The 24153-nt window shown below is 73.6% G+C and carries 18 protein-coding genes and 1 pseudogene; 8 read left to right on the forward strand and 11 right to left on the reverse strand.

From position 1 onward, the window contains the following. Positions 1 to 312 precede the first annotated feature (312 nt). Positions 313 to 2154: an asparagine synthase (glutamine-hydrolyzing) gene (asnB, locus tag AC0KTA_RS33710; protein WP_481051975.1), complete on the forward strand. Its 1842-nt coding sequence runs from the start codon at positions 313 to 315 to the stop codon at positions 2152 to 2154. Between the two features lie 55 nt (positions 2155 to 2209). Here the strand turns inward: asnB and AC0KTA_RS33715 are convergent, their stop codons facing one another. Then, positions 2210 to 2521, reverse strand: coding sequence for a hypothetical protein (locus AC0KTA_RS33715; protein WP_481051976.1), 312 nt, complete (start codon positions 2519 to 2521; stop codon positions 2210 to 2212). A gap of 426 nt (positions 2522 to 2947) precedes the next feature. Here AC0KTA_RS33715 and AC0KTA_RS33720 point away from each other — a divergent pair, with 426 nt between their 5' ends. The 3 genes from AC0KTA_RS33720 to AC0KTA_RS33730 are packed head-to-tail and all read left to right on the forward strand — an operon-like array spanning position 2948 to position 6214. Next, positions 2948 to 3838: an ABC transporter ATP-binding protein gene (locus AC0KTA_RS33720; RefSeq protein WP_481051977.1), complete on the forward strand. Its 891-nt coding sequence runs from the start codon at positions 2948 to 2950 to the stop codon at positions 3836 to 3838. 3 nt (positions 3839 to 3841) lie between these two features. Beyond that, complete coding sequence (locus tag AC0KTA_RS33725) at positions 3842 to 5179, forward strand: FtsX-like permease family protein (RefSeq protein ID WP_481051978.1); 1338 nt, start codon at positions 3842 to 3844, stop codon at positions 5177 to 5179. Between the two features lie 39 nt (positions 5180 to 5218). After that, positions 5219 to 6214 carry a LysR family transcriptional regulator gene (locus AC0KTA_RS33730; protein ID WP_481051979.1) on the forward strand — a complete coding sequence of 332 codons (996 nt, stop codon included), beginning with the start codon at positions 5219 to 5221 and terminating at the stop codon, positions 6212 to 6214. Between the two features lie 6 nt (positions 6215 to 6220). On the opposite strand, the gene AC0KTA_RS33735 is transcribed toward AC0KTA_RS33730, so the two are convergent. Further along, on the reverse strand, positions 6221 to 7459 hold the full coding sequence (locus AC0KTA_RS33735) for an RNA polymerase sigma factor (RefSeq protein WP_481051980.1): 1239 nt from the start codon (positions 7457 to 7459) through the stop codon (positions 6221 to 6223). A gap of 45 nt (positions 7460 to 7504) precedes the next feature. Continuing rightward, entirely contained in the window at positions 7505 to 7933 is a 429-nt protein-coding gene (locus AC0KTA_RS33740) for a YciI family protein (RefSeq protein WP_481051981.1), read from the reverse strand. Positions 7934 to 8094: 161 nt separating this feature from the next. On the opposite strand from AC0KTA_RS33740, the pseudogene AC0KTA_RS33745 reads away from it, so the two are divergent. Then, positions 8095 to 8908, forward strand: a pseudogene (locus AC0KTA_RS33745) (peptidoglycan recognition protein family protein). A gap of 32 nt (positions 8909 to 8940) precedes the next feature. Here the strand turns inward: AC0KTA_RS33745 and AC0KTA_RS33750 are convergent. Together AC0KTA_RS33750 and AC0KTA_RS33755 are read right to left on the reverse strand one after the other, a co-directional pair. Continuing rightward, entirely contained in the window at positions 8941 to 9612 is a 672-nt protein-coding gene (locus AC0KTA_RS33750) for a class F sortase (protein ID WP_481051982.1), read from the reverse strand. A 126-nt stretch (positions 9613 to 9738) separates the two neighbouring features. After that, a complete protein-coding gene (locus AC0KTA_RS33755; RefSeq protein ID WP_481051983.1) occupies positions 9739 to 10239 on the reverse strand; it encodes a hypothetical protein in 501 nt (166 codons plus the stop codon). A 255-nt stretch (positions 10240 to 10494) separates the two neighbouring features. Here AC0KTA_RS33755 and AC0KTA_RS33760 point away from each other — a divergent pair, with 255 nt between their 5' ends. Then, positions 10495 to 11322 (forward strand): isocitrate lyase/PEP mutase family protein, encoded by an 828-nt coding sequence (locus tag AC0KTA_RS33760; RefSeq protein WP_481051984.1) that lies wholly within the window; start codon positions 10495 to 10497, stop codon positions 11320 to 11322. 61 nt (positions 11323 to 11383) lie between these two features. Continuing rightward, positions 11384 to 12706: an MFS transporter gene (locus AC0KTA_RS33765; protein ID WP_481051985.1), complete on the forward strand. Its 1323-nt coding sequence runs from the start codon at positions 11384 to 11386 to the stop codon at positions 12704 to 12706. A 75-nt stretch (positions 12707 to 12781) separates the two neighbouring features. Here AC0KTA_RS33765 and AC0KTA_RS33770 read toward each other — a convergent pair whose 3' ends face one another. Further along, positions 12782 to 14956, reverse strand: a complete 2175-nt coding sequence (locus AC0KTA_RS33770) for an MMPL family transporter (protein WP_481051986.1) — start codon at positions 14954 to 14956, stop codon at positions 12782 to 12784. 147 nt (positions 14957 to 15103) lie between these two features. Beyond that, positions 15104 to 16507 (reverse strand): dihydrolipoyl dehydrogenase, encoded by a 1404-nt coding sequence (gene lpdA / locus AC0KTA_RS33775; protein ID WP_481051987.1) that lies wholly within the window; start codon positions 16505 to 16507, stop codon positions 15104 to 15106. Positions 16508 to 16808: 301 nt separating this feature from the next. Here lpdA and AC0KTA_RS33780 point away from each other — a divergent pair, with 301 nt between their 5' ends. Beyond that, the gene (locus AC0KTA_RS33780; RefSeq protein WP_481051988.1) at positions 16809 to 17762 is read left to right on the forward strand and encodes a TauD/TfdA dioxygenase family protein; all 954 of its coding nucleotides are present in this window, start codon (positions 16809 to 16811) and stop codon (positions 17760 to 17762) included. Between the two features lie 225 nt (positions 17763 to 17987). Here the strand turns inward: AC0KTA_RS33780 and AC0KTA_RS33785 are convergent, their stop codons facing one another. From AC0KTA_RS33785 to AC0KTA_RS33800, 4 genes are all read right to left on the reverse strand, one after another. Further along, positions 17988 to 18545: a GNAT family N-acetyltransferase gene (locus AC0KTA_RS33785; RefSeq protein ID WP_481056658.1), complete on the reverse strand. Its 558-nt coding sequence runs from the start codon at positions 18543 to 18545 to the stop codon at positions 17988 to 17990. 23 nt (positions 18546 to 18568) lie between these two features. Then, entirely contained in the window at positions 18569 to 19345 is a 777-nt protein-coding gene (locus AC0KTA_RS33790; RefSeq protein WP_481051989.1) for a cupin domain-containing protein, read from the reverse strand. 210 nt (positions 19346 to 19555) lie between these two features. Further along, entirely contained in the window at positions 19556 to 20005 is a 450-nt protein-coding gene (locus AC0KTA_RS33795) for a subtilase-type protease inhibitor (RefSeq protein ID WP_481051990.1), read from the reverse strand. 364 nt (positions 20006 to 20369) lie between these two features. Beyond that, the gene (locus tag AC0KTA_RS33800; protein WP_481051991.1) at positions 20370 to 24011 is read right to left on the reverse strand and encodes an AfsR/SARP family transcriptional regulator; all 3642 of its coding nucleotides are present in this window, start codon (positions 24009 to 24011) and stop codon (positions 20370 to 20372) included. Between the last annotated feature and the right edge of the window lie 142 nt (positions 24012 to 24153).

Here is a 24153-nt window from a genome sequence, read left to right on the forward strand (position 1 = left end):
GCCCTTTGCGTCGACGCCGCAGATTTGCACATGTGTTGAGCAAGTCTTTACTCATGGCCGGAAGCTGACGTTCCACGCGACCCCGGTCCGGGGGTCCGGCGTGGTGCGGCCCGGTCGGCGGCCCCTGACGGTCTCTTGAACCGGGCCCCGCGGCGGCCGAAATTCCCCGGGTCGTGGGGCTCCGAGGTGTTACGGGCGCGTTGACCGTATGCGATCCGAGGGGGAGTCTGGGGAGATAGCTGCCTGTTACATCTAGTTCGGCCGTTCAGGGCGTACGACCGGGAAGGCAGCCGGACGGCAGGAGGAAACCGCATGTGTGGCATCACCGGCTGGGTCTCTTTCGACCGGGATCTGCGGGCGCACCCGCTGACCCTGGACGCGATGACGGAGACGATGGCGTGCCGCGGCCCGGACGACCGCGGCACCTGGGCGGAGGGCCCCGCGGCGCTGGGGCACCGGCGCCTGGCCATCATCGATCTGCCCGGCGGGCGCCAGCCCATGACCGCGGCGACGCCGGACGGCACGGTCGCCCTGGTCTACTCCGGCGAGGCGTACAACTTCACCGAGCTGCGCGAGGAACTGGCCGGGCACGGGCACGAGTTCACCACCGGCTCCGACACCGAGGTCGTGCTGCGCGGCTATCTGCAGTGGGGTGAGGGTGTCGCCGAGCGGCTGAACGGGATGTACGCGTTCGCCGTGTGGGACGGCCGCAGGCAGCGCCTCGTCATGGTCCGCGACCGGATGGGCATCAAGCCCTTCTACTTCCACCCGACGCCGGACGGTGTCCTGTTCGGCTCCGAGCCCAAGGCGATCCTCGCCAATCCGCTCGCGCGCCCCCGGGTGGGCGTCGACGGGCTGCGCGAGGTCTTCGCCTTCGTGAAGACTCCGGGGCACGCGGTGTGGGACGGCATGCGCGAGGTCGAGCCCGGCACCGTCGTCACCGTCGACCGCGACGGCCTGCGCAGCCGCACCTACTGGCGTCTTGAGACCCGCCCGCACCCGCACGACCGCGACGAGACCGTGGCCACAGTGCGCTCGCTGCTGGACGACATCGTGCGCCGCCAGCTCGTGGCCGACGTGCCGCGCTGTGTGCTGCTCTCCGGGGGCCTCGACTCGTCCGCGATGTCGGCCCTCGCCGCCGGTCAACTCGCCGGCGCGGGCGAGACGCTGCGCAGCTTCTCCGTCGACTTCGCGGGACAGAGCGACCACTTCGTGGCCGACGAGCTGCGCGGCACGCCGGACTCGCCGTACGCGCACGACGTGGCGCGGCTCGCGGGCACCGACCACCGCGACATCGTCCTGGACACCCAGGCCCTCGCCGACCCCGAGGTGCGCGCGAAGATGCTCACCGCTCGCGATCTGCCCGTCGGCTTCGGGGACATGGACGCCTCGCTGTACCTGCTCTTCCGGGCGATCCGCGAGCACTCCACGGTCGCGCTGTCCGGCGAGTCGGCGGACGAGGTCTTCGGCGGCTACCTCCAGTTCTTCGACGAGCAGGCCCGGCAGGGCGGGACGTTCCCCTGGCTGGTGCGGCACGCCGAGACCCTGGGCGACGAGACGGGGGTGCTGCGTAAAGACGTCCTCGACGCGCTCGACCTGGGGACGTACGTCGGCGACAGCTACGCCACGGCCGTCCGCGGTGTCGAACGCCTCGACGGGGAGAGCGACTTCGAGTACCGCATGCGCACCATCAGCCACCTCTACCTCACCCGTTTCGTGCGCGCGCTGCTCGACCGCAAGGACCGGGCGAGCATGGCCGTGGGCCTCGAGGTGCGGGTGCCGTTCTGCGACCACCGCCTCGTCGGGTACGTCTACAACGCGCCCTGGGCGCTGAAGTCCTTCGACGGCCGCGAGAAGTCGCTGCTGCGGGAGGCGGCGCGGGACAGCCTGCCCCGCTCCGTCTACGACCGCGTGAAGAGCCCCTATCCCTCCACCCAGGACCCCAAGTACGCCTTCGCGCTCCAGGAGCACGCCAAGGATCTCCTGTCGAACCCGGGGCACCCGGTCTTCGCCCTCGTCGACCGCGAGGCCCTGCGCGGCCTCGCGCACCGCGACACCCCGCAGATCAGGCAGGCCTCGCGACGCGGCCTGGAGCGGGCGCTCGACCTGGCGCTGTGGTTCGACCTGTACAAGCCGGAGGTGTCGCTGACCTGAGGCGCCGGGTCAGGGGGCCGCGCGGTGACGTCGGATCCGGGAGCGGGGCCGTCGCTCAGGGGCCCGAGCAGCTGCGGACCGCCGGCTGCTGCTGCGGGACCCGGGCGGCGGCGTCCGTGGTCGTGAGCGTGTCCAGGAAGCGCTGGAGCGCGGGCGCCTGGCGGGTGTCGGGGCCCCGGTGCACCGGTGGCACGACCACCGCGCGCCGGCCGCCGTCCGAGCCGCCGGTGTCGGGTTCCTGCCCGGCGTGGACGGCCGCCGCGCGTATGAACTCCGCGACCGTGACGCCGAGGCGGTCGGCGTGCCGGGCCACGACGGCGTACTCGTCGGGTGGGAACAAGACCTGCACAGGCTTGGCACCGTCCATGGACGCATGATGCCGCCCGGACCGGCCGCACGCGGTGCGGTTGGCATATTCGACCTCGAAGGGGTGGCAGCACCGCGAAGCGGTGGCGAACAGCGGGTGTACGGAGGAGAGCCCGGGAGGACAGAGGAGAGCCCCGGCCGGACGGGGGAATCGCGGTCGGGGCTCTCATCTTGTTCAACGATGAAATAGGGCTGCCCGTTCCAAGACGCCGTTCCGGACATGTGTGATCTGCGTTACATGGCTGGTTCGCCCGGCACCGGGGCGCGGCCCGTCGCCCGGTGTACTCAGCACCACCCCGCGTTCGGTGCGTACGCCCAATGTGTCCGTCCCCGCCCGTCCGTAGCTTCGGAAGGGAGGCGCAGAACGCGCCGGTGACAGGCAGGATCCGCCCGCTGTGAGCGGGGTCCGCCTGCTGTGAAGGGATGGATGACCATGTTCCGTCGTACGGGCAAGGCCACGGCAGAGCGCAGCCCCGAGGCTCTGCGGCTGGTCAAGGTGAGCAAGGTGTACGGGGCCGGGGACAGCGCCGTGACCGCGCTGGACGGGGTGACCCTGAGCCTGCCGGCCGGCAGTTTCACGGCTGTCATGGGGCCCTCCGGATCCGGCAAGTCGACGCTGCTGCAGTGCGCGGCCGGCCTCGACAGGCCCGAAGGCGGCATCGTCGTGGTCGACGGCGAACGGATGACGGGCGGCACGGAGGCGGAACTCACCAAGTTCCGGCGCAAGCGCGTGGGTTTCGTCTTCCAGCAGTACAACCTGATGCCCACGCTCACCGTGGAGCAGAACACCACGCTTCCGCTGCGGCTCGCGGGCCGTCGCGTCGACCGGGACCGCGCCCGGGAGATCCTCGGCCGGGTCGGCCTCGGTGACCGGCTCGGGCACCGTCCCGACGAGCTGTCCGGGGGCCAGCGCCAGCGCGTCGCCATCGCCCGGGCCCTGGTCGCCGAGCCCGCCGTGGTCTTCGCCGACGAGCCGACCGGCGCGCTCGACACCCGCAGCGCGCGGGAGGTGCTGCGGCTGCTCCGGGCCACCGTGCGTGACCACGGCAGGACCGTCGTCATGGTGACGCACGACCCGGTCGCCGCCGCTTTCGCGGACTCCGTGCTGTTCCTCGCCGACGGCAGGATCGCGGGCCGGATGGAGCGGCCGACGGTGGACGCGGTCGCGGAGCGTCTTGCGCACCTGGGCGACGCGGTCGCCTCGCAGGACGGAGTCGCCTCGCGAGACACGGGTGACGAGCAAGACGCGGGCGACGCGCACGACGCGGGCGGCCCCCACGACGTCACGTACCGCCACGACATGCCGGTGGGGGTGTGACCCATGTTCCTGCTCGCCCTGCGCTCCCTGCGGCAGCGTCCCGGACGCAGCCTCGCCACCCTCCTCTCCGCGTTCCTCGGTGCCGCCGTCATCATGACGTTCAACTCGCTGCACGACACGGCGGGCGCGAGCGGCGTCGACAGCACCAGCGCCGAGTCGCTGACCACCGCCGCGAGCGTCGTCGGCGGCTATGGCACCCTCCTGGTGTTCTTCGCCGTCGCCTCCACGCTCACCGTGAACGTCCGCCAGCGGACCGAGGAGATCGACCTGCTGCGCCGCACCGGTGCGACGCCCGCGCAGATCAAGCGCATGGTCGTCGGCGAGGCCGCCGTGATCGCGCTCATCGGCGCCGTGCTCGCGATCGGGCCCGCGATGCTCGGCGGGCGCCTGCTGCTCGGCCTGTTCCAGGACAGCGGGCAGGTCGCCACTTCCGTCGACTACTCCTTCGGGCCGATCGCGCTCATGTCGGGCCTCGACATCACCGTGCTCGCGGCCGTCGGCGCGGCGCTGCTCGCGGTGCGCCGCGCGATGCGGGCCGCCGCGGGCGCGCGTCCGCCGCGCGGCCGGGCCCGCACCGTCGCCGCGTACGCCGCTCTCGTGGCCGGTGCCGTGAGCGTCGGCTCGACCTTCGCCTTCAAGGCCACGGACGCCGCGCTGATGGCGCCCGCCGCCTACGGCTCGATCCTCCTCGCGGTCGGCTTCGCGCTGCTCTCGCCGCGCCTGCTGCACGCGCTGCTCGGCCGCCTGGAGCGGCCGCTCACCGCGCTCGCCGGGGCCGGCGGATACCTGACGGTGCACAACCTGCGCCGACGCGCCGACCAACTGTCCGGCGTCCTCATGCCGTTGATCCTCTTCACCGGCATGGCGACCGCGACGCTCTACATGCAGGCCGTCGAGAACGACGCCATCGACGCTTCCGGCCTGACCAAGTCCGTCGACGACAAGAACCTCCAGACCCTCAACCTCGTGGTCGTCGGCATCATCGTCGTCTTCGCCTGCGTCATGCTGATCAACAGCCTGTACGCCGCCACGTCCTACCGCGCCCGTGAGTTCGGGCAGCAGCGCCTCGCGGGCGCGACGCCCCGCCAAGTGCTCGGCACGGTCGGCATCGAGGGCCTCGTCCTGACCGTCACCGGCGTGTTCTTCGGCTCGCTCGCGGGTCTCGCCGGGATCCTGCCGTTCACCGCGGTGCGCACCGACGGCATCCTGCCGGACCAGGGCCTCGCCATCTGGCTCACGATCGTGGCCGTCGCCACCGCGGCGACGCTGGTCACCAGCCTGGCGACGGCGCGGCGCACGCTGCGGACCCCGGCGGTGGAGGCGGTGTCGCTGGCGGCGTGAGTGGGTGCCAGGTCAGCCCTTAGCTATAGCTTGGGGCCCGTGACGCTCGACGACCTCCGTGTATTCATCGCCGTCTGCCGCGCGGGCAGCCTCAGCGCCGTGGCGCGTGAACTCTCCTGTACGCAGTCGGCGGTGAGCCAGCACGTCAAACGCCTGGAGAAGGAGCTCGCCGTCAGCCTCCTGGAGCGGCACGCGCGGGGTGTCGTGCCGACGCCGGCCGGACGCATCCTGCAGGCCGCCGCGAGCGACGGCATCGGCGGCATCGACCTCGCCCTGCGCCGCCTGCGTGACCTCGTGCGAGGGGAGAGCGGCGCGGTGCGCGTCACCACCGGCGCGACGACCGTACGGCACTTCATGGCCGCGGCGGTCGTCGGCTTCCGGCAGCGCTTCCCGCAGGTCACGCTGGAGTTCCAGACGGCGAGTTCGAGCCGGGCCTGCTTCGACGCGCTGGCCGCCGACGACCTGGACCTGGCGTGGGTCACCGTCGGGGCGCCGGTGCGCGGCATCGAGCAGCGGCCCGTCGCCGACCTGCCCTGGGTCCTCGCGGTCCCGGCCGCCGATCCCCTCGCAGCAAAGCCGCACGCCGAACTCGCCGACCTCGCGGCCGCCCGGCTCATCCGCCCGCCGCAGGCCTCCACCTCCCGCGCCCAGCTCGACGCGGCCCTCGCCGACCTGGACCTCGGTCCTGCCGGACACACCAGCGTCGCCGACTGGGACACCGCGCTGCTGCTCACCGAACTCGGCGTCGGCCAGGCCGTCGTACCCGCCCTGCCCGGCTGGCGCGACCAGGGCCCGCCCGGCCTGCGCCTGCTGCCGGTCCCCGGCCTGCCCCCGCTGTCCGTCGGCTGGGCCGTACGTCGCTGGGACGCGCTCAGCCCGCTGGCCCGCGCCTTCGCGGACATGGTGGCCGCCGACTGCGGCCGGGGCGCGACGAGTTCGGTCCCGGCCCAGGTTCCGGCCCAGGTCACGCCCCAGGGCGCCGGACGGTCCGGCGCCGCGGGCGGCCGGGGTACGAGTAGCGCTGCCGAGCGCTGAAGACCGTCACGGCTTCAGGCGCGCCGCACGCATCTGCAAGTAACGCGACTCCGGCCGGCTGAGGGTGCGCTGCGCCGCCAACCCGTAGGCGGCACGAGCCCCTTCGCGGTCGCCCGCCCGCTCCAGGAGGTGACCGCGGACCGCCTCGAGACGGTGGTGGCCCGCCAACCGGTCCTCCAGCGCCGTCAGTTCACCGAGACCGGCGCGCGGTCCGCGCACCATGGCGACCGCGACGGCACGCCCGAGCTCGGCCATGGGCTCCGGCGCACGGCGCACCAGGATGTCGTACAGCGCGAGGATCTGCGGCCAGTCCGTGTCCTCCGCGCGCTCCGCCTCGTCGTGCAGCGCGGCGATCGCGGCCTGCAACTGGTAGACGCCCGCCGGGCCCTGGCCCAGCGCCTCCTCCACCAGGGCGGTGCCCTCGCGGATCGCCCCGGCGTCCCAGCGCGTACGGTCCTGCTCGTCCAGTGGGACCAGCTCGCCGTGCGGTCCTGTGCGGGCGGCGCTGCGCGCGTCGGTGAGCAGCATCAGCGCCAACAGGCCCGTCACCGCGCCCTCCTGGGGCAGCAGCCGGCGTACCGCGCGGGTCAGCCGGATCGCCTCACGGGCGAGGTCGGCGCGGTGCAGCGCGGGGCCGGACGTCGCCGTGTAGCCCTCGTTGAAGATGAGGTAGAGGACCTGGAGGACCACCGCGAGGCGCCGGTCGCGGTCCGCGGGCCCCGGCTGCCGGAAGGGCACGCCCCGTATCTTCTGCTTGGCGCGGCTGATGCGCTGGGCCATCGTCGCCTCCGGCACCAGGTGCGCGCGGGCGATCTCGGCCGTCGTGAGACCGCCGACGGCCCGCAGCGTCAGCGCGATCTGCCCGGCCGGGGTCAGCGCAGGGTCGCAGCACAGAAAGAGGAGGGTGAGCGTGTCGTCGTCGGACGGGGCGCGGCTCTCGCCGGGCGGGGGCGCGGTGAACGCGTCGCGCGGCGTCATCCGGGCGGCGTTCTCCTCGCGCCGCCGCCGGGCCGCGTCGCTGCGGAGCTGATCCGTCAGGCGCCGCGACGCCACCTTGATCAGCCAGCCGCGCGGGTTGTCCGGCGTGCCTCGGCCCGGCCACTCGCGGGCGGCGGCGAGCAGGGCCTCCTGCACGGCGTCCTCGGCCTCGTCGAAGTGGCCGTAGCGCCGCACCAGCGCGCCGAGGACCTGCGGCGCGTGCAGGCGCAGCAGGTCCTCGACGTCACCGGTCGCTCTCAGCGCCATCCGCGGGCCCCGCCGCCCCGCGCCGGTTCCGTGCGGCGGCCGGGTTCAGCCACAGTCCACGCCGCCTTCGCCGCCGCCCTCCTGGATGGGCCGGATCACCACCGGCGGGGTCGGGGAACCAGCGGGGACCGGGCACTCGTTGATGCGCTTGGCGATCTCCGTGACCCGCTCCAGGCTCTCGCAGTCGAGGACCCAGTAGCCGGCGAGGACCTCCTTGGTCTCGCCGTACGGCCCGTCCGTGATCACCGGGCGGCCGTTGTCGTCGATGCCGACGAGGCGGGTCTGCGCCGGTTCCGTCAGGCCCTGGCCGTCGATCAACTCACCGGACTCGGACAGGTCGTTGTTCAGATTGCCCATGAACGCGAACATCGCCTGCAGTTCCTGCTCGCTCCAGGCCGGGCTGTGCTCGGACGCCTTGCCGCTCATGGCCTCGTAATCGGCCTGGGAACCCTGGACCATCACCAGATACTTCATGACCGCACTCCTTGGCTGCGTCGTCACCCCTCATGGGCAACTCTCACAGGGGACGTCGGAGCGGGCGACTCGGTCTCGACAACTCCCACGAAGAATCTTTCGCGTCGCCCGACTGGCGCACCCCACGGGCGCCCCGCGGGGGCCGGCGCGAGAGTGGGCCCATGCGTGCCTTGCGGGAGACGGTGGCGGGGCGGCTGCCGCGTGCCGGGCGCGCCGTCCTCGTGTGTCTGCCGGGCCTCGTGGCCGTCGCCGCGCTGGTGCTGTGCGTCATCGGCGTGCAGCGCGCGGTCGACGGGGGCGGGCGGCAGGACGAGGCCCGGGCGGTCGCGCACCGGGCCGCCAGGCCCGCCATCGTGCCGCGCGAGCGGTGGCTCGGCGACACCCGCCCCACCGGGCCGCCCGCTCGCTACGGCGGGCCCGTCGTAGCGGTCTTCGTCCACCACACGGACTCGCCCAACGGCTACGACTGCGCCGACGCGCCCCGCATCATCCGCGCGCTCGCCGAGGGCCAGACCAGCGCCCGGCTGTTCGACGACATCGGCTACAACTTCCTCGTCGACCGCTGCGGCACCATCTACGAGGGGGCGCGCGGGCGGCGTCGACCGGCCCGTCGTCGGCGCCCACACACAGGGGTTCAACCACCGCACGGCGGGCGTCGCCGCGATCGGCACGTTCACGGCGGGCACCTCGGTCCCGGCACCGATGGTGGAGGCCATAGCCGCGCTCACCGCCTGGAAGCTCGGCCTCGCCGACGCCGACCCGCGGCGCACCGCACGCCTGGTCTCCAGCAACAGCCTCAGCCGATACCGGGCGGGCGCGCCCGCGGACTTCCAGGCCGTGTCCGGGCACGCCGACGGCCACTACACGCACTGCCCGGGCGCCGCGCTGCGGGCTGAGCTGCCCGCCATACGGGAGCGGGCGGCGGCACTCCAGGGACGGACGACGGCGCAGGCGGCGGCGGTCCGGAGCCGCTGATCCACGCAGGGGCCCGGGCCCCGGCCGCCGGTTCAGCGCGCGGTGGCGTACACGATGAGGTTGTCCACCGGATGCCCCTGCGCGTCGAAGGCGCCGTCGCATGTGATCAGGCGCAGGGCGCGCGCATTGGTGCTGCCGTACACCTTGTCCGTCGGGAACGCCTGCTTGTCGACCGTCTCGGTCCTGGTGACACTAAATAGAACGGTCTTTCCACTGGAGTTGCGTACCGCGACCTCCGCGCCCGCCCGCACCTTCTTGAGATCGTGGAAGACGGCCTTGCCGAAGCGGGTGTCGTTGTGGCCGATGATGACGGCCGCGCCGCGCTCACCGGGCACGGCCCCGCCGGTGTACCAGCCCGCGGTCATGCCCTTGTCCGGCGGCGGCACCTCGACCGTGCGGTCGGCGTTCAGGCCGAGCCGCATCAGGGAACTGCTGACGCCGATCGACGGGATGGACACGTGGACCGGGGCCGCGGCCGTCGCCGGGGCGCCGCGCCCCGCGGTCCGTCCGGAGCCCGCGCCGTCGGCCGCGTCCCGCGGCTCCTTCACGGCGTACGTGGTCGGGGACTCGGCCCGCGCGCCGCTCGCGGAGGAGCAGCCGGTCGCGGCGGCGCAGACGAGGGCGAGAGCGGACGCCACGAGCGCGGCGGCGCGCGGCGGGCGCCGGAGGTGCGTACGGGACATCCGGTGGTGCGTACGGGACATGAGGGCTCCATGCCGCGCGGCGGCGCCGCCCCGGGAGCTTGCGGAAGGGGACCGGGGCGGCGCCACCACGAGAGGGTCGGGCCCGACGGGGTGGGTCGGGCGGGGCCGGGCGGGGTGCGGGCCGGGTCAGCCCTGGGGGCGCCCGGCGGCGCGGCGGCGCAGGACCATCGTGCTCGCGCCCGCGAGCAGCGCGATGCCCGCGGCCGAGCCGACCAGAGTGCCCGTGCTGTCGCCGCCGGACGCCGGACGCTCGCCCGCGGCGACGCCGCCCGCGGGCGTCCGCTCGGCCTCGTCGGCGGCGCGCTTCTTGCGCTCCTCCGGGCTCGCGGGCTTCGGGGTGGGCTTGGTGCCCTCCTTGCGCACGACGGGCTTGTCACCGGCGGCGACCGCACCGCGCGGCGCCTTCGCCGGCTTGCCGTCCTTCATGGGCTCCTCGACGGCGGCCCGCTTCTTCTTCGCCCCGTCCTCGTCGGACGGATTGCTGGCGCTGGGCTTCGGCTTGGGCGTCGCGTCGTTCGCGAAGGCCGTGGCGGACGGAGCGGCGAGCACCCCGCCGGCCACGGCGGTGGCGACGACGGCGGCGCGCAGGGACGTGCTGCGCTGGGGACGACGGGCACGGTGGGACATGTGGGGCTCCATTCCAGCTCTGACTCGGACGGGCCCGGCGCCGTTGGTCGAGGGCGCCGGGCCTGCCGCACAGGCTGGCGCGAAGTTGTGAGGAAGCTGTCAGGTTCCTGTTGCCGTCCGATCAGCCTGCCGTTCGATAGCCTGCCGTCCGATCAGCGCGCGAGGCCCGGGCGACAGCCCTGCCCGCGCCGGCCGCGGCTCGCGTCCGTCCGCCCGCTCCCGGTCCGGCACCCGGCCGTCTGGCACAGTGCGCCCATGACCGACCGAACCGACCACGGCGCGCCCATGACCGACCGGTACGACGCCTTCCGCGCCCTGCACCGCACCGGCAGCCCGCTGCTCCTGCCCAACGCCTGGGACCACGCGTCCGCCGCCGCGCTCGCGGCCGCCGGATTCCCCGCCATCGGTACGACGAGCCTCGGCGTCGCGGCTGCCGCGGGCAAGGCGGACGCGACCGGCGCGGCGCGGGAGGAGACGGTGCGCCTCGCCCGCGGCATGGCCCGGCTGCCCGCGCTCGTCACCGTCGACATCGAGGGCGGCTTCGGCGAACGGCCCGACGAGGTCGTCGCGCTCGCCCGCGAACTCGCCGCCGCGGGCGTGGCCGGCGTGAACCTCGAAGACGGCAGGCCCGACGGGACACTCACCGCCACCGGCCCCCAGTGCGAGCTGATCGGCGCCGTGAAGGAGGCCGTGCCCGGCCTCTTCCTCAACGCGCGCACCGACGCGTACTGGCTGGACGCCGGGGGAGAGAAGGAGGCCCGCGAGCGCACCGCCGCCTACCAACGTGCCGGTGCGGACGGGGTGTTCGTGCCCGGGGTGCAGGACGAGGCCGCCATCACCGGGCTCGTCGGCGCCCTCGACGTACCGCTGAACATCCTCTACGCGCCCGGCGGCCTCACGCCCCGGCGCCTCGCCGAACTCGGCGTGCGCCGCGTGAGCAGCGGATCGCTGTTGTTCCGCGCGGCGGTGCGGCAAGCGGTCGACGTGGCACGGGAGTTCACCCGAGGCGCCGTGAGCCCCGAGGGGCTGCCGACGTACGCTGAGGCGCAAGCGCTCGCCGAGGCCTTCGACGACCCCGCCTAGACGCGGAAGCGGGAGGGGCGGAAACGGGGAACGGGCGGGAACGGGGAACAGGGGGAGAGGCATGGCCCGGCGCGACACGTCGCGGCGTACGCGGCGGGCGGAGGGCCACGGCCCCGGGCCCTCGTCGCCGTGGTCCGACCCCAACTACCGTCTCTTCGTGGGCCTTCAGGGCCTCACCGCGCTCGGTGACTCCTTCTCGCACGTGGCGATCCCACTGCTCGTGCTGCACCAGACGGGGTCGGTCATGCAGATGGGCTTCGTCACCGGCCTGACCGGCGTCGCCTCGATCGTCACGGGCCTGTTCGCCGGGGTCGTCGCCGACCGCGTGAACCGGCGCCGCCTGCTCGTGGTCACCGACGCCGCGCGCTGCGTGCTCTTCGGGCTCATCCCGCTGGTGTGGCTGTTCGCGACACCGGTCTGGCTGGTGTACACGGTCGTCCCCCTCGCCGGGGTCTTCGCGATGCTCTTCCAGGTGACGTACGTGACCGTGGTGCCCGGCATCGTCGCCCCCGGCCAGATCCTCAAGGCCAACAGCCACCTGTACGGGACGTACGCCGCCGCCGGCGCGGCCGGGCCCATGCTCGCGGGCCTGGTCGCCGCCTCCTTCGGTCCCGCCGCCGCCATCGGCATCGACGCCGCGACCTTCGCGGTCTCGGCGGTCGGCATCCTCTTCGTACGGATACGTGCCACACCCCGGCCGGACGAGGAGGCCAAAGGCGCGGCCTCGGGGAAGCCCGGGGCGGTCGAACAGGGCGGTGTGCGACAGGAGTTCCTCGCCGGGGCGCGCTTCCTGTGGCGGCATCCGGTGCTGCGGCCCCTGACGGTGCTGCTCGCGCTGCTCACCTTCCTCACCTACGGCCTGACCGACGTCCTCATCTACCGCGTGAAGCACGACCTCGGCCACGGCGACGGCACCGTGGGCTATGTGCTCACCGCCGGGACGCTCGGCACCCTCGCCGCCACGTTCGTGGTGGCCCGGCTGCGCGGGCGGCTCGGCTTCGGCGTGAGCTGGATCGGCGCCCACACGCTTTCCGGGGTGGCGGTGGCCTGCCTGGGGCTGACCGGGAGCGTGCCGGTGGTGGCGGTCCTCGCCGCGTGCGTGCTGTTCTGCACCGGCATCGGAGGCATCAACTCCATGTCCCTGCGCCAGGAAGTGACGCCCGGTCACCTCCTTGGCCGGGTCACCTCGTCGTTCTGGACGATCCACAACTCCCTGGGCCCGCTCGGCGCGGCCGCCGTCACCACGGCCGCCGCCGCGTGGGGCGCGCCGGCGGTGTGCCTGGCCGTCGGCCTGTGCGTGGTGGTGATCACGCTGAGCGGGGCGCTGACGGGGATCGGGCGGACGCGGGCGGGGCGCGTCGGGGGCGACGGGACCGATCTCTGAGGGGAGGCCGTTGAGGGGGAGGCCGCCCCCTGACGCGCGGCACCGCGTCCCCCTCAGCGCCGCCCGGCGCCCCGCTCAGCGCCACGTATCCGCGTCCACCCCCGCCTCCTTGCCCGGACGTTCGCCCGTACCGGCCCCCGGGCCCCCGCCGTTGCGCTTCTCGTCGCCGTGCCCCGGCCACCAGGCGGAGTGCCCGATCATGGCTGTCAGGGCGGGCGTGAACAGCATCGCCATCACGAACGCGGCGATCACGATGCCGAAGGAGAGCGAGAAGCCCATCTGGGACAGCGTGGAGTTGCCCGCGAGCATCAGCGTCGCGAACGTACCCGCGAGGATCACGCCCGCCGAGCCGATCGTCGGCCCCGAGTGCCGCACCGCCGTGCCCGCCGCGTCGTGCGGGTCGCGGCCCTCGCGGGCCTCCTCGCGTAGCCGGGACACCATGAGGATGTTGTAGTCCGTGCCCAGGGCGACCACGAACAAGTACATGATCACGGGCAGCATGAACATCAGGCCCGGCTGGCTGCCGATCTGCTGGAAGAGGATCGAGGTCGCGCCGAGCGTCGCGCCGAAGCCGAGCGCCACCGACAGCATCAGGTACCAGGGCGCCACCAGGCTGCGCAGCAGCAGGCCGAGGATCACCATGATGGCGATGGCGGCGACCGGGAAGACCACCGAATAGTCGCGGTCCACGGCCTTGTTGATGTCGACGTACACGGCCGTCGTGCCGCCGACGAAGGCCTCCGTGCCCGAGGGCGCGTCGTCGTGGGCGGCGGGCCGCAGCTGGTCCTTCACCGTGTCGAGTGCCTTGTCCGCGGCCGGGGGATCGGCGAGCACCACCGAGTACGAGGCCGTCGTGCCGTCCTTGCTGACGCGCGGCTTCGCCACCTCGCCCACGCCCTTGACGGACTGCAACTGTTCGCGGAAGGCGGCCGGTTGACCTGCGGCGAGCGGCTCGTCGCCGGTCGACGTCAGATACACGAAGGTCGGGTCCGTCGTGCCGGCCGGGAAGCCCTTCTCCAGGTTGTCCTGCCAGACGATGGACTCCTTGTCCTTGGGCAGAGAGGAGCCCGCGAGGTCGAAGTTCGCCTTGTAGCCGAGCGCGCCGAGCGCGAGGGCGCCCATGAACAGACCCGACACGACCGCCCAGACCGCGGGCTTGCGGGCGATGGACGTACCGAGCTTGGCGAAGCCGGTGCCGTGCGGCTCCCGCTGCCAGGACTTCGACGGCCAGAAGACCTTCGTACCGAGCAGCGAGACCACGGCGGGTACCAGCGTGAGCCCGGCGAGCAGCGTCAGGAACACCGCGATCGCCAGGGCCGGGCCCATCGACCGCAGCATGCCGAGCGTGGACAGCGTCAGCGCGGCGAAGGCGACGATGACGGCGCCCGCCGCCGACGTGATGGCCTCGCCGACGCGCTCGACCGCGTGCACCATGGCGCCCTTGGGTTCCTCGCCCGCGCGCAGCGCCTCCCGGTAGCGGAAGAGCAGGAACAGGATGTAGTCCGTGCCGACGCCGAACAGGACGACGGTCAGGAGCTCCTGGATGGAGGTGTCGGCCTTCATGTCGAAGGCCTCGTTCGCGGACGCGATCAGGCCCGTGGCCATGGGTGAGATGAGGCCGATGAGGACCACGGGCAGCAGCGCGATGATGGGGCTGCGGAAGATCACGAAGAGCAGCACGATGATGATCACGATGGTGCCGACGCCGACGAGGATCCCGGCCCGGTCGGAGGCGTCGCGCTCGTCCAGGGCCTGCGCCGCGGAGCCGGTGATGCCCGCCTTGAGGTCGGTGCCCTTCAGCTCCGGCTTCAGGTCCTTGCGGAGCTGTTCGACGGCGTCCTGCTGCGCGGTGTCCTCGGGGTTGGTGATCTTCGGCATGGCGACGACGGACGTCTGCACGAGCTTGTTCGGCGACACCTGTCCGGGCTCGACGGCCTGGACTTCCTTGATCTTCTTCGCCGCGAGCTCCTGGGAGACGCGGGCGACGTCCGCGGAGTCGGCGGCGGTGAACTTCGCGCCGTCGGAGCGCTGGAAGACGATGATCGCGCCGATGTTCTGCTGCTGCGGGAACTCGCGCTCCTGCAGGTCCGACGCGCGGATGGATTCGTAGTGGTCGGGCAGGAAGCTCGCCTCGTCCGTGCTGGACGTGAGCTTCGGCGCCAGCGAGATCACGGCTCCCGCGGCGATCACCCACGCGAGGATGATCCACCACGGGCGGCGGACCACGAACCGGCCCAGGCCAGAGAACATGGAAGCTGCCTCTCCTCGGCCCCCGAGGCACGTCACATCCTGCCCAGGATCGGCCGGAGTACTCGCCTCCGCCACCTGAGGGACTACGAGACAGCTCGTCGAACGGTGGCCCCGCCGCCCCCGCGGGCGCGACGGGGCCACCGGCCGTCAGAAGTTGATCATGTGTCCGGCCAGGCCGTGCACGGCCTCCTTGACGGCCTCGCCCAGGGTCGGGTGGGCGTGCACGTTGCGGGCCACCTCGTGCACCGTGAGGTCCCACTGCTGGGCCAGGGTGAGCTCCGGGAGCAGCTCGGTCACGTCGGGGCCGATCAGGTGGGCGCCGATGATCTCGCCGTACGTCGCGTCACTGATGATCTTGACGAAGCCGACGGTGTCGCCGAGGCCGTGCGCCTTGCCGTTCGCCTGGAACGGGAACTTGGCGACCTTGACGTCGAAGCCCTTCTCCCTGGCCTGCGCCTCCGTCCAGCCGAAGCTCGCGATCTGCGGCTGGCAGTAGGTGGCGCGCGGGATCATCGGGTAGTCGAGCTCCATCGTCTCGGCGTCCGCGAGGGTCTCGGCGGCCACCACGCCCATGGCCTCGGCGGTGTGCGCGAGCATCAGCTTCGCGGTGACGTCACCGATGGCGTAGATGTGCGGCACGGACGTGCGGCAGCGGCCGTCGACGTCGATCGCGCCGCGCTCGGTGACCGCCACGCCGGTGGCCTCCAGGCCGTAGCCGGTGACGTTCGGCGCGAAGCCGATGGCCTGCAGGACCTTGTCGGCCTCCAGGACCTGGCTCGTGCCGTCCTTGGCCGTGACGGTGACGCGGACCTGCTCGCCGGACTCGTCGATGGACTCCACGCGCGTCGAGGTCAGCACGTCGATGCCGAGCTTGCGGTACTGCTTGGCGAGCTCCTTGGAGACGTCCGCGTCCTCGAGCGGCGCGATCCGGTCCAGGAACTCGACGACGGTGACCTTCACGCCGTAGTTGTGCAGGACGTACGCGAACTCGATGCCGATCGCGCCGGCGCCCGCGATCACCACCGACCGCGGCAGCTCGTCCGCGAGGATCTGCTCCTCGAACGTCACCACGCGGTCGCTGCGGCGGGTCCCCGGCAGCAGCTTCGGCGTCGCGCCGGTGGCGATGATGGCGTTGTCGAAACCGATGGTCGTCGTCGTGCCGTCCGACTTCGCCACCTGAAGGGTGTTCGCGTCCAGGAAGGTGCCCCGGCCGTCGAACTCCGTGATCTTGTTCTTCTTCATCAGGAAGTGGACGCCCTTGACGCGGCCGTCCGCGACGGTGCGGCTGCGGCGGAACGCCTCGCCGTAGTCGAAGGACACCTCGCCGTCGACCTTGATGCCGTACGTCTTCGCCTCGTGCGTGAACAGGTGCGCCAGCTCGGCGTTGCGCAGCAGCGCCTTCGTCGGGATGCAGCCGACGTTGAGGCAGACCCCGCCCCAGTACTTCTCCTCGACGACCGCGACCCGCTTGCCCAACTGGGCGGCGCGGATGGCGGCGACGTATCCGCCGGGTCCTGCTCCGAGCACGACGACGTCGAAGCGCTCATCCATGGCGTGGTCCTCTCTGCCTTCTTCACAGCTTCTTGGTACGGATGCCACGATCATCCGTCATCCGGGCACCGCGGCGGCGGGCGGGTCGGTGTCCTGCCCGTCGGCGCGCGGCGGATCCGTTGACGTACGCGGGGTGGCATCCCACAATGACCACATGATCCAGCACCTGACCGCCGGCCTCGGACGTTTCAACGTCCCGTGGCGGTGCGGGTGCGAGCGCTCGGGCCGTTGACGCGACGCGGTGGCGCCGCGCCTTCGTGTCTCACCTCCGCCCGAATCCGCCCGACCCGAGGATCACCCCATGACGGCTGTGCCCGTTTCCCCCGCCCTGCCCGCCTCCCCGCCCGCCCTGCGTGAGGCCCGCGTCCCCGCCGACGGGATGTACGAGGGCCGCCGCGTCCTGCGCCGCCTCCCGGAAGGCCGGCCGGAGCTTCCGTACGTACACATCGACGTCGTGCCCCAGGGCCGCGTCATCGGCGCCGAGATCCGCGGCGCCGACCTGACCCGGCCGCTCGCCCCCGCCCTGCGCGAGGAACTCCACCGCGCCCTGCTGGAGTGGAAGGTGCTGTTCTTCCGCGGCGCGCACCTCACCTCCGACCAGCAGCGCGCCTTCGCGCGCAACTGGGGCGAGCTGGAGACCAACCCGCTGCTCGCGCGGGGCGCCGCCGAGGACGTCGCCCGCTTCGAGAAGGGCGGCGCCGCCGCGCCCACCTTCGAGAACGTGTGGCACACCGACGTCACCTTCCGCGAACGGCCCGCGCTCGGCGCCGTGTTGCAGCTCCGCGAGGTGCCGCCCGTCGGCGGCGACACGATGTGGGCGGACATGGCCGCGGCGTACGACAACCTCCCGGACGACATCAAGGCGCGCGTCGACGACGCCGTGGCCGTGCACGACTTCATCCCGGGCTTCGCCCGCTTCTACGGCCCCGAGCAACTCGCCCCGTTCCAGGACGAGTTCCCGCCCGTCACCCACCCTGTCGTACGGACGCACCCCGAGACCGGCCGCCGGATGCTGTTCGTCAACACGTCCTTCACCACGCACATCGTCGGCATGGACCGCGCCGAGAGCGACCGACTGCTGGCCCATCTGGTGCGCCAGGCCCATGTGCCGGAGTACCAGGTGCGCTGGCGCTGGCAGCCGGGCGACATCGCGTTCTGGGACAACCGGGCGACACAGCACTACGCCGTCGACGACTACGCGCCGCACCGGAGGGTGGCGGAACGCGTGGCGATCGCGGGGGACCGGCCGTTCTGAGCGGGGCTCGGGCCGCAAGGGCCCAGGCGTGGCCTCCGGCGCTCCAGGGTGCGGCCTAGACGGCCCGAGGCGCGGGCCTCGACGGTCTGGGTGCGGCTTCGGTGGTTCGCGGCGCCGCGTCAACGGCCCGATGCGTGGCTTGGACGGTCCGGGGCGCTGCCTCGGCGGTCCCGAGGTGCGGTCTCAGCGGTCCGAGGTGCTGCGGCAACGCTCTGTGGCGCTGCCTCAACCGTCCAAGGGGAGCAGCCACTTGATCTCTCCGTCGTGTCGGTCCCCGGTGGGTGTGAGTCCGGCGGCGCGGGCCACTGCGGCGGACGCGTCGTGGGCCGGGTGGATGTGCGCGAGGACGGACGTCACCCCCGGGCGTCCGCGCAGCCACTCCACGAGGGCGTGCGCCGCCTCCGACGCGATGCCCCGGCCCTGCCACGGTGTGCCCACGACCCAGGCGATCTCGGCCGCCAGGCCGCCGGAGGCGGGTCGCACCGTCGCCTGCACGGTGCCCGCGAGGCGGCCCTCGTCGGTCACCCTGATCACCCAGTTGCACCAGGACGTACGGGGCTCGGGGGGCCCGGCGACCATGCGCGCGTAGCGGGCCCGCAGGGCGTCCACGTCGTCCGGGGCGCCGCCGATGAACGTGTGCAGGGCCGGGTCCGCGAGCACGGCCGCCATCTCCTCGGCGTGCGCCACGCGCAGCGGCTCGAGGGCCAGTCGCGCGGTGGTGAGGGGCTCGGCCACCACCGTGTTGGCGTGCGGGCCGTCCGGGGCGTCGTCCGCGGTGCCCATGCTTCCGGTCTCGTGCACGGTGCTCATGCCCCGGTCTCGTACACGTCGAGCCGCCCGCACATCCCGAACCGGCCGCGCTCGGCGGGCAGTTCGGCGCGCAGCCGGGCGCGCGCCAGGTGGCTCGCGTCGCCCCGTGCCAGCGCGTCGAGCTGTGCGCCGGTGGCGGCGGCCGACGCGGCGGCGCCGGCGTGCCAGCGCTCGCGCCATGCCGCGGTCAGCGGCCGGACCAGCGCGGCGGCGGCCCGGTGGAAGACGGCGAGCGGCTCGGGGTCGCCGGCTTCCGTGGCGGCGCGCAGCGCGGTGAACCCCTCGACGGCCAGGTCGCGCCGGCGTCGGGCGGCGTCCTCCTTGGCCTGCTCGGTCCCGTCGGCGGGCAGCGCTGCGGCGGCGCGGTACGTCGCGGGGTCGGCGAGCAGGTGCGGCGGCAGCGTGAGCACCGCGTCGCCCGCCTCGGGCAGGCCGCTGTTCTGCATCAGGACGTGGATGGTCAAGTCGCCTTCGTTGACGAGCCGGTGGATGGTGCCGGGAGTGAACCACACGAGCGCGCCCGGCGCGAGCGGGGTCTGCCGGAAACCGGCCGATGTGAGGGTCTGCACTGCGCCGCGGCCGCTCACGACCGCGTAGCCCTCCGTGCAGGTGAGATGCAGGTGGGGCGTGCCGCCCCGGAGTCCGTCGGCGGCCGGCCAGTCGTACACGCGCAGCCGGGACACGCCGATGCCACCGGGCAGGCCGTCGTAGACGTCGGGGGCGGGGGTGCGCACGGGGGACCTCCTCGGGCCGGACGGGTTCCCGGACAGCATCCGACAGGTTCCGGGAAAACAGCACCGACAGGTTCGGGGAAATCCGACAGACTCCGGAGACGGCAGGTTCCGGAAAACGGCATTGTGCGGCCCCCGATGCTCGGGACATCGGGGGCCGCGTGCCTCGGCTTCCTCCCCCCACGAAAGGTTGCCGAGGTGTCCAGGGAGGACGGAGGGTCCGTCAGGAGCCGTGCGGGGACGGACGGTCCGTCAGAAGTTGAGCAGGGCGCCGTTCGTGAGGGCCGCGTTCTTCATGCACGGGTTGCCGAAGGTGGTCGACCACGCGACGTGCTTGCCCTGCCAGACGCCGGCCGCGGAGACCACGACCGGGTTCCATTCCTTGGTGCACATGCCCTTCGGCGCCTTGTCGACGAGCAGGTCGAACTTCGCCTTGACTGCGTCGAGTTCGGCGCACGCCGCGCGCGGCGCGGGGTGGGTGCCGGTGGCCTTGGGCGCGCAGCTGAGAACTACCGCGCGCTGCACCGTGGCCGTGGCGGCGTCCTCGCCCTGGCCGACGGTGAGCACCAGGTCCGACGGCGCGTAGAGGCCCCTCGGCTCGGCGGGCGCTGCCGCGGCCGTGCCGGTCGAGACCGCCGAGACGGTCAGGACACCGGCAGCCACGGCGACGGCCGCGCTCACGGTCTTCAGGAGGTGACGCACTTTGACGCTCCTTCAATGCGGGTTGGTTGTTCGGGGATTGTGTTTCTTGTGGGTAATGCTGGGTGTTACATGGAGATTGCGTGTGCTGCTTGCGGTTGCGGTGGGGAGTCTGGCAAGTGCGCTGAGTGAGCGGCAAGCGGATGGTCGATTTCCGGATGACTGGCTCCGCTGAGCGAGGAGCGAATGGCCGTTCGGGCAGCTCAGGGCGGCCGGGCGCGGCCCGTGCGGGCCGTCCAAAATGTGGACGGAGCCCGGTGGTATAACGCGGAACAACCGGCTGACCTGGGAAAATGAGCGGTTGGTTGTTTTGAGCGGCGCGGCCTTCGACCGGAAACCAGCGGTTGACCGTGGGCGTGCGGAGGGGCTACAGGCGGCGGGTGGGGCTGGTGGGATCTAGTCGACTTGCGGCTTTTGGGGTGGATGCGGGCCGGTCGGTGCCGGGGTGTGTCGCGGTGGGCGCGGGGCGGTGGGGCGGGTGGCGGTGGGCCGCGTCGACCGGGGGCGTCGCGTGGCCGCGGGCCGTTTCGGGCGTCAGGCGCCCGCCCTCCTCGAACGCGGTTGTGTACGTCCCGTCGCCGAGGTGTGCGCGGGCCGCCGCCGACACCCGGTCCACGTCCCGCCGTTCGCCCAGCGGAAGCGGCGCTCCCACGGAGGCGCGCGCCGCGGCGGCAGCGCCGAGCAGCGTCGCGGCCGCGCGGTGCTCCCCGGCGGCGGCAGCCGCCCCGGCGAGGCCCTCCAGGGCCAGGGCGAGTGCCCGCGCGTCACCGAGGCCGAGGGCGACGTCGAAGCCCTCCGCGTGTAGCGCGTGGGCCGCCGCGGCGTCGCCGCGCAGCTCCGCCACGAAGCCCAGCTCGGCGAGCGCGAGCGTCACGCCGGGGCCGTAGTCGGCGCCCCGGAACCAGGCGAGCAGCTCCCGCATGTGCCGCTCGGCGCCCGCCAGGTCGCCCTCCCTGCGCGCGCCGAGGCCGAGGCCGATGAGCGCGTCCAGTTCGCCGGAGCGGAAGCTGTGGTCGCGCGCGAGGCGCAGGGCCCGCTCGTGTGCGGCGCGGGCCTGTGCGAAGTCGCCCGTGAGCAGAGCGATCCGGCCAAGTCCGGACAGCCGCTTGGAGGCCTCCGTCCACAGTCCGAGGCGCTCCGCGATGGCCAGTCCGGCACGGTGCAGCCGGGCCGCCTCGGCGTAGTCGCCCGCGATCTCGCTGAGCGTGGCGAGCGGGAAGACGGTCTGCAACTGCCCCCATTCGTCGCCCAGTTCACGGAAGAGACGGGCGCTGCGCTCGCTGTCACGCCGTACGGCGGCGAGGTCGCCGTGCGCGATGGCGTGCCGGGCGCGCACGCTGAGCGCGGCCGCGGTGCCCCAGGTGTCGCCGAGGGCGGCGAAGGCGTCGAGCGCCTCGTTGACCAGCCGCTCGCCGGTGCGTACGGCGCCCGCGCCCATCTGGGCGGAGCCGAGGATCCACAGGGCGGTTGCCTGGACTGACGGGTCGTCAAGGTCTTGGTGGGCGGCGAGGGTTGCCCGGAGCAGGCGGGCGGTTTCGGGACTGCCCCCGCGGCTCTCGCGTTCGCGTCCGCCCTCGTGGCCGTGCTCGCCCTCGCCGGTGGCCTCCGGTCCGGTCTCGCCGGTGGCCTGCGGTCCGGTGTCCGTGCCTGCGCAGGCGTCCGCGTACGCGTCCGCGCCCGCGTCGGTGCCCTCGCGCAGTGAGATGCCGGTCCGCCAGGCCAGCGCGAGGGCGCGCGCGGAGGCGGTCTCCGTGGCGGGCTCGGGCACCAGGGCCAGCGCCGCGTCCAAGGACCTGCGGGCCTCCGCGATCCGCCCCCGCAGCACCCAGTACCAGGACAGGGCGTTGACCATGTCCAGCGCGCGGCCCGCCGCCTCCTGCCGGCCCGCCGCCCCCTGCCGGACCGCCGTGTCCAGTGCCCGGCGCAGATTGGCGCTTTCTTCGTCGAGGCGATCCAGCCACTTCCGCTGCTCCGGCCCGTGCAGCAACCGGCCCGCCCGTACGGCCAGCTCGGCGTAGTGGACGCTGTGCCGCTCGCGTACGGCGTCGGACTCGCCCGCCTCCTGGAGCTGTTCGGCGCCGTACTCCCTGACCGACTCCAGGACGCAGTACCGCGGCCCGTCCGGCCGGTCCGCGGCCACCACCAGGGAGCGGTCCACCAGGCGGGAGAGGAGGTCGAGCACATCGGTCCCGCGTACGGTGCCGCCCGCGCCGACGGCCTGCGCGGCGTCGAGCGTGCAGCCGTCGTGCACGGCGAGACGCCGCAGCACCGTGCGCTCCGGAGGTGTGAGCAACGACCAGCTCCAGTCGATGACCGCGCGGAGGGTGCGCTGCCGCGCCGGGGCGCCGCGGAAGCCGCGGGCGAGCAGGGCGAACCGGTCGTCGATGCGGGACAGCAGTCCGTGCACCCCCATCGTGCGGACGCGCGCCGCCGCCAGCTCCAGCGCCAGCGGCAGGCCGTCGAGGCGTACGCACAGCTCGGCGACCGCCTCGTCGTCGTCCGCGCCGAGCCCCGCCCCGGGCCCGGCGCCAAGGCCGGCCCGCCGCCGGAACAGCTCCATGGCGCTCGCCAGGTCGAGCGGGGGCACCGCCCACACCCGCTCGCCGCTCACATCGAGCGGTTCCTGGCTGGTCGCGAGGACGCTGAGTCCCGGCAGGTCGCGCAGCAGTACGTCCGCCAACTCGGCCACCGCGTCCACGAGATGCTCGCAGTTGTCGAGGACGACGAGCAGTCGGCGCCCGCGCAGCGCCCGCGTCAGCCGCTCGACCGCGGCCACCGGGGCACCCGGCTCCTCGTGCAGCCCGAGAACCCGGGCCACCGCCTCGGCCACCGTCTCGGCCACCGCGTCCGGCCCTCGCCCGGCCGCGCCGTCGAGGCCCGCGAGCTCGACCAGCCACACCCCGTCGGGAAACCCGTCCGCGAGCCCCCGCGCCGCCGCGACGGCGAGCCGCGTCTTGCCCACCCCGCCGGGCCCGGTGAGGGTCACAAGGCGGGTCGCGGCGAGGAGTTGACGTACTCCCGGCACGTCGTCGTCCCGCCCGACGAGGCCGGCGACGGGGGCGGGAAGGTTGGTGCGGGGCGCTGCCCCGGGCCCGGCGTGCGCTTCACTGCGGTTCGGCAGCCCCCCGAAGGGGCGCGGGGCTCCGACATGTGCGGCTCCGCCGCGTGGGGGCGACCAGCCACGACGAGGCCGCAGAGAATCAACGGCCCCTCGCGGCCCCGCGGCGGAGCCGCTAGTGGGCACAGCCAGCGGAGCGTCCAGCGCCGGATCCTGGCGCAGGATCGCCCCGTGCAGCGCCACGAGTTCCGCGCCCGGGGTGAGGCCCAGGTCGTCCGCGAGGCGGCGGCGGAGGTCCTCGTACGCGTCGAGGGCCTCCGCCTGGCGGCCCGCGCGGTACAGCGCCCGCAGGTGCGCGGCGCGCAGCCGCTCCCGCAGCGGGTGGCGTACGACCAGGTCGGCGAGGTCCGCGGCGAGCGGCCCGTGTTCGCCCGACTCCAGGCGCGCCTCGGCCTGTTCCTCCCACGCGGTGAGCCGGTCCTCCTCCAGGCGGCCGATCGCGCCGCGCGCGAACGCGGCGTCGGCGAAGTCGGCGAACGCCTCGCCGCGCCACAGCCCCAGCGCCTCGTCGAGGAGCCGCGCCTTCGCGCGCGGCCCGTCCGCGGTGGCCCGCGCCCGCTCCAGCAGGAGCGCGAACCGGCCGGCGTCGACCGCGTCCGCCGCGACGCGCAGCGCGTAACCGGCGGGCCCGGCCGCGACCAGGGCCCGGCCGCCCGGTTCGGCCCGCTCCAACGCCGCGCGAAGCTGGGACACCTTGCCCTGGAGCGCGTTCGCCGGATGGGCGGGCAGTTCCTCGCCCCACAGCCCGTCGATCAGCCGGTCCGCGGACACCGAGTGGCCGGGGTGCACCAGCAAGTGGGCCAGGAGCGCACGGACCTTGGCCCCCGGGACGGCCGCCGCCGCGCCGTCCGTCGTCCACACGGCCAGCGGACCGAGCACCCCGAATCGCATGCCGACGACGATAACCCGCCAGGTGAGCGACCCCCGGCCGGCTTCGACAGGGGACCGGCAGGGCACCGACAGCGACTCGGCAGCGACTCGGCAGCGAACCGGCAGTGCCCACCCGCACGGTGATGACCACAGGCCGGGCGCA

Source organism: Streptomyces sp. Y309, from assembly GCF_056712025.1.